This is a genomic window from Stenotrophomonas sp. S39 (assembly GCF_016624665.1).
Taxonomy (GTDB): domain Bacteria; phylum Pseudomonadota; class Gammaproteobacteria; order Xanthomonadales; family Xanthomonadaceae; genus Stenotrophomonas.
This window is the reverse complement of record NZ_JACVTT010000141.1, coordinates 1-7,598: the sequence shown is the minus strand read 5'-3', so window position 1 is coordinate 7,598 and position 7,598 is coordinate 1. Positions and strand designations below refer to the sequence as shown.

8 protein-coding genes are annotated in these 7,598 nt (G+C 67.0%); 2 read left to right on the top strand and 6 right to left on the bottom strand.

All coding sequences use genetic code 11. The annotated features are described in order from the left end of the window. Positions 1-81: 81 nt before the first annotated feature. From IAE41_RS21130 to IAE41_RS21115, 4 genes are all read right to left on the bottom strand, one after another. Positions 82-606 carry a GNAT family N-acetyltransferase gene (locus IAE41_RS21130; protein ID WP_200734446.1) on the bottom strand — a complete coding sequence of 175 codons (525 nt, stop codon included), beginning with the start codon at positions 604-606 and terminating at the stop codon, positions 82-84. Positions 607-697: 91 nt separating this feature from the next. Continuing rightward, positions 698-1,183: a DUF3592 domain-containing protein gene (locus tag IAE41_RS21125; protein WP_106551157.1), complete on the bottom strand. Its 486-nt coding sequence runs from the start codon at positions 1,181-1,183 to the stop codon at positions 698-700. Between the two features lie 20 nt (positions 1,184-1,203). Next, positions 1,204-1,965, bottom strand: coding sequence for a DUF3592 domain-containing protein (locus IAE41_RS21120; RefSeq protein WP_200734445.1), 762 nt, complete (start codon positions 1,963-1,965; stop codon positions 1,204-1,206). Between the two features lie 83 nt (positions 1,966-2,048). Further along, entirely contained in the window at positions 2,049-4,025 is a 1,977-nt protein-coding gene (locus tag IAE41_RS21115) for a UvrD-helicase domain-containing protein (protein ID WP_200734444.1), read from the bottom strand. Positions 4,026-4,126: 101 nt separating this feature from the next. Between IAE41_RS21115 and IAE41_RS21110 the strand changes: the two genes are divergently transcribed. Together IAE41_RS21110 and IAE41_RS21105 are read left to right on the top strand one after the other, a co-directional pair. Beyond that, positions 4,127-4,747 carry a thymidine kinase gene (locus tag IAE41_RS21110; protein ID WP_079224565.1) on the top strand — a complete coding sequence of 207 codons (621 nt, stop codon included), beginning with the start codon at positions 4,127-4,129 and terminating at the stop codon, positions 4,745-4,747. Positions 4,748-4,830: 83 nt separating this feature from the next. Further along, a complete protein-coding gene (locus IAE41_RS21105) occupies positions 4,831-5,562 on the top strand; it encodes a sel1 repeat family protein (RefSeq protein ID WP_200734443.1) in 732 nt (243 codons plus the stop codon). 64 nt (positions 5,563-5,626) lie between these two features. Here the strand turns inward: IAE41_RS21105 and IAE41_RS21100 are convergent, their stop codons facing one another. Next, entirely contained in the window at positions 5,627-7,231 is a 1,605-nt protein-coding gene (locus IAE41_RS21100) for a glucan biosynthesis protein D (RefSeq protein ID WP_200734442.1), read from the bottom strand. A 48-nt stretch (positions 7,232-7,279) separates the two neighbouring features. Continuing rightward, a partial coding sequence (locus IAE41_RS21095) for a hypothetical protein (RefSeq protein WP_200734441.1) occupies positions 7,280-7,598 on the bottom strand: 319 nt, incomplete at its 5' end.

The window sequence follows — 7,598 nt, the reverse complement described above, 5'->3', positions numbered from 1 at the left end:
GGGGGGGGGGGGGGGGGGGGGGGGGGGCGGCCCCCCCCCTTTCCCCCCCCCCCCCCCCCCCCCCCCCCCCCCCCACCACAATCAAACCTCGGCCGCCCCCGGCGTGGCGTACAACCGGCTTGGGCTGTCCACGTTCGGCAGCTCGATTACCCCGCGTTCCTGCATGCCCAGCCCCAGCAGGATGCGCCCGGAGGCCACGTTGTCCAGGTCGGTGATGCCGTACAGATCCTCGATGTCCAGCTGCGAGCGCGCATGCGTGAACACCGCCCGCGCCGCCTCGCTGGCATAGCCCTGCCCCGCGAACTCCGACAGCACCGCATAGCCGATATCCGGCCCCGGCAGGCCATCACGCCGCACCAGGCCGGCGTTGCCCAGCCACGCGCCATCGGAGAGCCGCTCGATCGCGTACATCCCGAAACCATTCAGCGCATAGCTGTGCAGCACCCGCAGCGCGATGTACTCCCGCGCCTGCTCCTCGCTGCGCACGTTGCGATCACCGATGAAGCGCACGAAGCCTGGATCGTTGAGCAGTGCCAGCATCGGCGCAGCATCCCGGTCTGGTTCCAGGCGGCGCAGCCGCAGGCGTTCGCTTTCGATGGGATGCATGGGTGGGCTCCGGAAGGAATACCTCGATTTTGCAACGCCAGCGCCCGCCGTGCAGCACGCTCAGGCCAAGTGGGCCACTACGATGCTCAGCCTAGCCACATGCCCCGTCACGCGGGCCGAACAGGATCGGCCAGTAGCGCACGCACAGGCGATGGACGCATGCGGCGATCAGGCAGAACCCCATGCCCATCAGCGCCAACAGCAGCGGTGCGCCCCAGCGCAATCCCGGGTGCTGGATACGAGCCTTGGAAGGCATGCCGCCGGGATATAGCACCTGTACCTGTTCGCCGACCACGTACAGTGGTGCCCCGGTAGCAAAGGACGCGGTGAACTGAATCATCTGCCCCTGTGCGGTCTGGAACCTCACCACCGGGCGATGCAGGGTGATGTCACGTGCGGGCATCCCCTCCATTTCCGACCGGGCATCCTCTGCCTGGACGGCCACCACCGTTCCGGTTACGGAAACGGCCTTGCGCGCGAAACGCTGGACGTCCACGAACAGCCAGGCGGCGGCCAGAAGGATCAGCAGGCCCACGGCAAAGAAAAACAGCAAAAAACATCTGAGGAGGGTGGGCATGGTGCTGCCGGGTTGATCGATCAGCGTGCAGGTGCCGGCGCTGATCGAATGAAGGAGGTATCGACATGGTAGTAGCGCGGATTGCCCGGCATGACATGGACATCCAGTTCACGCCCACTCACCTGTGCACGGGGATCGGCCCAGAGATACGCACTGTGGAAGACATGCCATCGAGTGGTTTCAGGATCGCGCCAGGCGCAGACGATGACGAACGGATGCCTTCCCCCCGAAAATAGTCCGCGATCGCGCTTGATCGCCCGGACCTTGGCTTGCACCCGTGTCCCGTGGCGAAGGAGCTGCCTGCGCCGCCATGCCCTCGCTGCCTGCGGCAGGTGCATAAGTCCCACCGCCAGCAGGAATAGGCCGCCGCCCAATCCCAGTATGACGCCCAGGCCCCAGGGTGATGAGAGCGAACGCACCAGGGCCTTGTCCGGGCGGTCCGGCAGGTAAAGCACATCTACATGATCGCCCGTCATGTAGGCACGACGGCTGGTACGACCTGCGAAGAACCGCATCACTTGCCCGCTGCTGGTAGTGAAGTCCACCCAGTACAGGAACTTTACCCGTGAAGTGCGCGAACCACCGCGATCAACGCTGGCAGCCACATGGGTGATCCTGCCATCGGCAATGACCGCCGCATCGAGGAAGCGCCTGGCACCAACGTAGGCCAGAAGCGCTGAAACAAGCAGGACCACTCCCAGCCCGAGGAAGGTACGGGTGAGAACAGGAGGGATGTCGTTGGACACGATGAAGGACACGGCGCGCACTTCGGGTGCGCTCACACTAGGCCTTAACCCGATGCAGGCTCAAGGCCAGAAGCGTCAATCGGACGGATTGGAATACCACTTTAGTGGCTTTTCGATCCTCAATCGAACAGCGCCTCGATCGCGGCCAACCCCGCCGTCGCGCGCTCCTTCTTCCGCGCCGCATCCGCCACCGGGTCGGCGCCATCGCGCTGGATCTCCTCGGCCGGAATCTCCTCGAAGAACCGGCTCGGCTTCAACCGCACGTGCTCGCCGAACTTGCGCGTCAGCTTGCTGTAACTCATCCACAGCTGGATCTTCGCGCGGGTGATGCCCACGTACAGCAGGCGCCGCTCTTCCTGCAGGTTGCCTTCGTCCAGGCTGACCTGGTGCGGCAGCACGCCGTCCTCGCAGCCAACAATGAAGACATAGGGGAATTCCAGGCCCTTGGACGCATGCATGGTCATCATGCGTACCTGGTTGCCGCCCTCATCCTTGTCGCTGCGCGACAGCAGCGCCAGCTGGCCGGCAAGGTCGGCGGCGGTGGCGCCGCGCGGGCCGCCCTCGAACCACTGCGCCAGTTCCTCGATGTTGTTGGCACGGCGCTGGTAGCTGGCCTCTTCCTTGGCCTGCTGGCGCAGCTCGCTCAGCAGGCCCGATTCCTTGGCGACCTTGCGGATCATGTCGCCGGAGGTGATCTCCCGGGTCTGCGCGCGCAGGTCGCGCAGGATGTCGGTGAAGCGCGCCAGGCTGTTGGCCGCACGCGGCGGCAGCTGCTGCAGTGCGCCGATCGACTCGGCGGCATGCGCCATCGGGATGTCTTTTTCCTGCGCCAGCTCGGCCAGCTTGGCCAGCGTACCGGCGCCGACATCGCGCTTGGGCGACTGCACCGCACGCATGAACGCGGTGTCGTCGTCCGGGTTCACCAGCAGCCGCAGCCAGGCCAGCGTGTCCTTCACTTCCTGGCGTTCCAGGAACATGGTGCCGCCGGTCAGATGGTAGGGGATACGCAGCAGCTGCATCGCCTTTTCCAGCGGCCGCGACTGGAAGTTGCCACGGAACAGGATGCAGAAATCACTCCACGGCACCTTGTGCGCCTGCGCCACGAAGGCGATCTCGGCGGCCACCTTCTCCGCTTCGTGTTCGCTGTTGCGGCATTCCCACACGCGGATGCGCTCGCCGTCGGCCTGGTCGCTCCACAGCTTCTTCAGGTGTTCGTGCGGGTTGTTGGCAATGAGCGCGTTGGCCGCGCGCAGCACGCGGTTGGAGCAGCGGTAATTCTGCTCCAGCTTGATGATCTCCAGCGCCGGATAGTCGCGCCCCATCTGCTGCAGGTTTTCCGGGTTGGCGCCACGCCAGGCGTAGATCGACTGGTCGTCGTCACCCACGCAGGTGAAGTTGCCCTTGTCACCGGCCAGCTGCTTGAGCAGCCGGTACTGCGCATCGTTGGTGTCCTGGCATTCGTCCACCAGCAGGTAGCCGATGCGTTCGCGCCAGGCCACGGCGATGTCCGGATTTTCTTCCAGCACCTGCACCGGCAGGCGGATCAGGTCATCGAAGTCGACTGCATTGAATGCGGTCAGGCGCAGCTGATAGCGCTCGTAGACGCTGGCCGCTTCCTTCTCGCGGTTGCTGCGCGCGGCGGCCATCGCCTGCTCGGGCGACAGGCCGGCATTCTTCGCGCGCGACACCAGGTTCTTCATGTCCTCGATGTCGTCGGGCTTGGCGCCGGACATCAGGTCCTTGATCTGCGCGGCGGCATCGTCGGCATCGAAGATCGAGAAGCCACGCTTCAGGCCCACCGCCGCGTGTTCGATCTGCAGGAATTTCAGGCCCAGGGCGTGGAAGGTGCAGATGGTCACCTCGTCGGCGTCCTGCTCGCGCAGGCGCTTGGCCACGCGCTCGCGCATTTCCTTGGCCGACTTGTTGGTGAAGGTGATCGCCGCGATGCGGCGCGCGGGGTAACGCCCGCAGCCGATCAGGTGGGCGATCTTCTCGACGATCACGCGCGTCTTGCCACTGCCGGCACCGGCGAGCACCAGCAACGGGCCTTCGATGTGCAGGACGGCGGCGGCTTGGGGAGGATTGAGACCGTGCATTGGAGGGGGATTGTAGCGGTCCCGGGTGACGGCCACAGCCGCCGGCCGGTGGGGATGCTGAACGGCTTCGGCGCGCCGGGGCAGCGGCGTACAATCGGCCGATGGCCAAGCTCTATTTCTACTATTCGGCGATGAACGCCGGCAAGACCACGACCCTGCTGCAGAGCGCGCACAACTACCGCGAGCGCGGCATGCGGGTGGCGATCCTGACCCCGCGCCTGGACGACCGCGCCGGTGCCGGCGTGGTCGCCTCGCGCATCGGCCTGCGCGCCGAGGGCATGGCCTTCGACCGCGACAGCGACCTGCAGCGCTGGGTGGCCCAGGACCTGGACGACAACGGCCCGATGGGCTGCGTGCTGGTGGACGAGGCGCAGTTCCTGACCCGCGCGCAGGTCTGGCAGCTGAGCGAGGTGGTCGACCAGCTGCGCATCCCGGTGCTGTGCTACGGCCTGCGCACCGATTTCCGCGGCGAGCTGTTCGAGGGCAGCCAGTACCTGCTGGCCTGGGCCGACGAGATGCAGGAGATCAAGACGATCTGCCACAGCGGCAAGAAGGCGACGATGACCGTGCGCGTGGACGAGCATGGCCACGCCGTGCAGGACGGCCCGCAGGTCGAGATCGGTGGCAACGAGCGCTATGTGTCGGTGAGCCGGGCGGAATTCAAGAAAATCACCCGCGGTGAAGGCCGGATCGACCCGGCGCAGGCGCCCCTGCCGCTGTAGGCGGGCGTGACGTCCGGCCGTTTACAAGGCCGCGGTGACCGCCCTAGGCTGGGCCAACGTCACCGTTGATCGGGAAGTCCGTCATGCGCTCCGTCCTGTTGCTGCTTCCTTTGATGTTCCTGCCGGGGCTTGCCACGGCAGCCGGCCAGGCGGCTTCGCCGCAGGACGATGCGGCGCTGCTCGGTGCCGGCTTCCTGGATGGCCATCCGGACATGAAGTTCCGCCAGTGGGGAATGAATGCCCTGCAGCAGGGTGATGCCGAGGCGGCGATGGACAATTTCCGCAAGGCTGCCCGCTATGCGGACAAGCCGGCACAGGGCCTGCTCGGCGAGATGTACTGGTACGGCGTCAAGCGTGCCGCCGACCCGGTCATGGCCTACGCCTGGATGGATGTCGCCTCCGAGCGCGGCTACCCGCTGATGCTTGAACTGCGTGACAGATTCTGGGCCGCATTGCCGCTGGAAAAGCAGGCAGAGGCACGGGCGCAGGCACTGCGGCTGCGCGATGAGTACGGTGATGCGGCGGCCCGGCCGCGCCTGGCCGCCGAACTGCAGCGCGGCAAGCGGGCGATGACCGGCAGCCGCACCGGCTCGCTGTCCAACAACGTGGACATCGTCTACATGGACGGGGGCGTGAGCCGCACCATCAAGGCCGATCGCCTGTATGACCCCACCTATTGGGATCCCGACCGCTACCAGCGCTGGCAGGACGAAAACTGGATGAAGATCCGGCGCGGCACGGTTGACGTCGGCGTGCCCACCGTCGCACCTGCACCACCGCCGGCGCCTGCACCGGCAGACACCCGCGGCAAGTAACACCGCCGGCATGGCGTGCAGGGCGGCGCCCTGCACGCCCACATGCTCCGGTTACAGCGCGGCCTCAGTACAGCGTGCGCTCCGGTGCGCCCGCCGGCGGCGGGGTGTACTGGTACAGCCAGGTTTCGGTGAGTGGCTTGCCGCCACTGCGCAGGTACAGGCGGATGTCGATCTGCTCGGTACTGCCGTCCGGCGGCACCAGGTCGAACATCGCGCGGTAGCCGTTGATCTCGCGCAGCGGCCGCGCCGACACGATCTCCACCCGGCCGCGGCTGGCTTCCACCACCGCCTCCACTTCGCCCTTGTCGATCAGCCTGGCCAGCTCGCCGCCTTCGAAGTCCACCGCAAAGCGCCAGCTGAAATACTCGCGCTTCTTGCCCACCACGCCGCCCAGGCCGGTGTGGGTGGCCACGCAGTGCGCCAGCGGCGTGCGTGCCGGCGGCTCGGCGCCCCAGAACAGGCGGTAGCCGACCAGCAGCTCCTGGCCCGGCTGCGGCTTTTCCTTCGGGTTCCAGAACGCCACGATGTTGTCGAAGGTTTCGTCCACGGTGGGGATCTCCACCAGCTGCACCGAACCATCGCCCCACTCGCCCTTCGGCTCCACCCACAGGCACGGGCGCTTCTCGTAGAACACGCCGTCATCCTGGTAATGGTCGAAGTTGCGATCGCGCTGCAGCAGGCCGAAGCCGCGCGGGTTGTGGTCGACGAACATGTTGAAGCGCAGGTTGCGCGGGTTCACCAGCGGTCGCCAGATCCATTCGCCGGCACCGGTCCACATCGACAGGCCATCGGTGTCGTGGATTTCCGGGCGCCAGTCCCACCCCATGCGGCGGTCGTTCTCGCCCACCTGGTACATGCTGGTGCACGGGGCGATGCCCAGGCGCTCGATCGCCTTGCGCGGGTACAGCGCACTGTCGATATCCATCAGCAGCACGTCGCCATTGGTGATGGCGAAGCGGTAGGCACCGGCCACGCTGGGCGAATCGAGCAGGCCGTAGACCACGATCGTGTCCGAGTCGGCCGCCGGCTGTTCCAGGTAGTAGGCGATGAAATCGGGGAATTCCTCCGGCTTGCCCATGCCGGTATCGATGGCCAGCGCACGCGCGGACTGGCCGTACTGGCCTTCCTTGCCGACGGCGCGGAAATAGCTGGCGCCGAGGAAAGCGGCAAAATCGCGGTCGGTGTCCTTGCGGGTGTTCAGGCGGAACCCGGCAAAGCCCAGGTCAGCCGGCAGCTCGCCGTTCTTCAGGCCGCTCTTGCCGTAATTGAAAGCCGCACCGTCATAGGCCAGTTCCTGCGCCTTGCCGTCGACCACGTCGAACATCCGCACCGGCGAATGGAAGTACAGGCCCAGGTGGAAGAACTTCGCCTGGAACCTGCCGGGCTGGTCGGCCCACAGCGCATGGTCCTGGCGGTAGCCGATGGATTGGTACTGGTCCCAGTCGAGGGCTTCCAGCGGCTTGGGCAGCACCCGCTTGTGGCTCTGGTACGGCGCCTGCGCCAGTGCGCAGGCCTGGCCCTTCAGGGTGGCGAAGTCGAACGGCTCCGGCTGGCCGAGCCGGCGCAGGCCGAGCTGGCCACTCTTCCCGGCCGCGCAGGCCGGCAGGGTCGGCAGGCCAAAGGCGGCCAGGGCCAGGGAGGCATTGCGGAGGAAGTCGCGTCGTTGCATGCAGGCGCGGAAGCAAGGGAAAGGTCGGCCATCATAGGCAGACAAACGTTAACGGGCAGCGGAGGGCTGTACGGCTGGTTCAGGCTGCGCCAGCGCGGCCAGCCGCGCGTCCAGCTCACGCAGTGCCGGGGCCTGTGCCCCGCGCTGGGCCAGCAGCAGCTGGCGCGCTTCGGCCAGCGCAGCGCGCGCGGGGCCCGGCTGCCCGGCCTGCTGCAGCGCGCTTGCCTGTGCCAGCAACGCCTGCGGCAGCAGTGCGGTGTGGTCGGGCTGGCGCCAGATCGCCACCGCCCGTGCGTAGTGCCTGGCGGCCAGGGCGGCATCCCCCCGATCGCTGGCCCATTGCCCCAGTGCGAACTCGCCCTGGCCC

Bases quoted from the DNA above. Each gene is read 5' to 3' on its own strand.
- IAE41_RS21105 (WP_200734443.1), top strand. From the start codon at position 4,831: ATGCGCTCCGTCCTGTTGCTGCTTCCTTTGATGTTCCTGCCGGGGCTT.
- IAE41_RS21130 (WP_200734446.1), bottom strand. From the start codon at position 606: ATGCATCCCATCGAAAGCGAACGCCTGCGGCTGCGCCGCCTGGAACCA.
- IAE41_RS21100 (WP_200734442.1), bottom strand. From the start codon at position 7,231: ATGCAACGACGCGACTTCCTCCGCAATGCCTCCCTGGCCCTGGCCGCC.
- IAE41_RS21115 (WP_200734444.1), bottom strand. From the start codon at position 4,025: ATGCACGGTCTCAATCCTCCCCAAGCCGCCGCCGTCCTGCACATCGAA.
- IAE41_RS21110 (WP_079224565.1), top strand. From the start codon at position 4,127: ATGGCCAAGCTCTATTTCTACTATTCGGCGATGAACGCCGGCAAGACC.
- IAE41_RS21125 (WP_106551157.1), bottom strand. From the start codon at position 1,183: ATGCCCACCCTCCTCAGATGTTTTTTGCTGTTTTTCTTTGCCGTGGGC.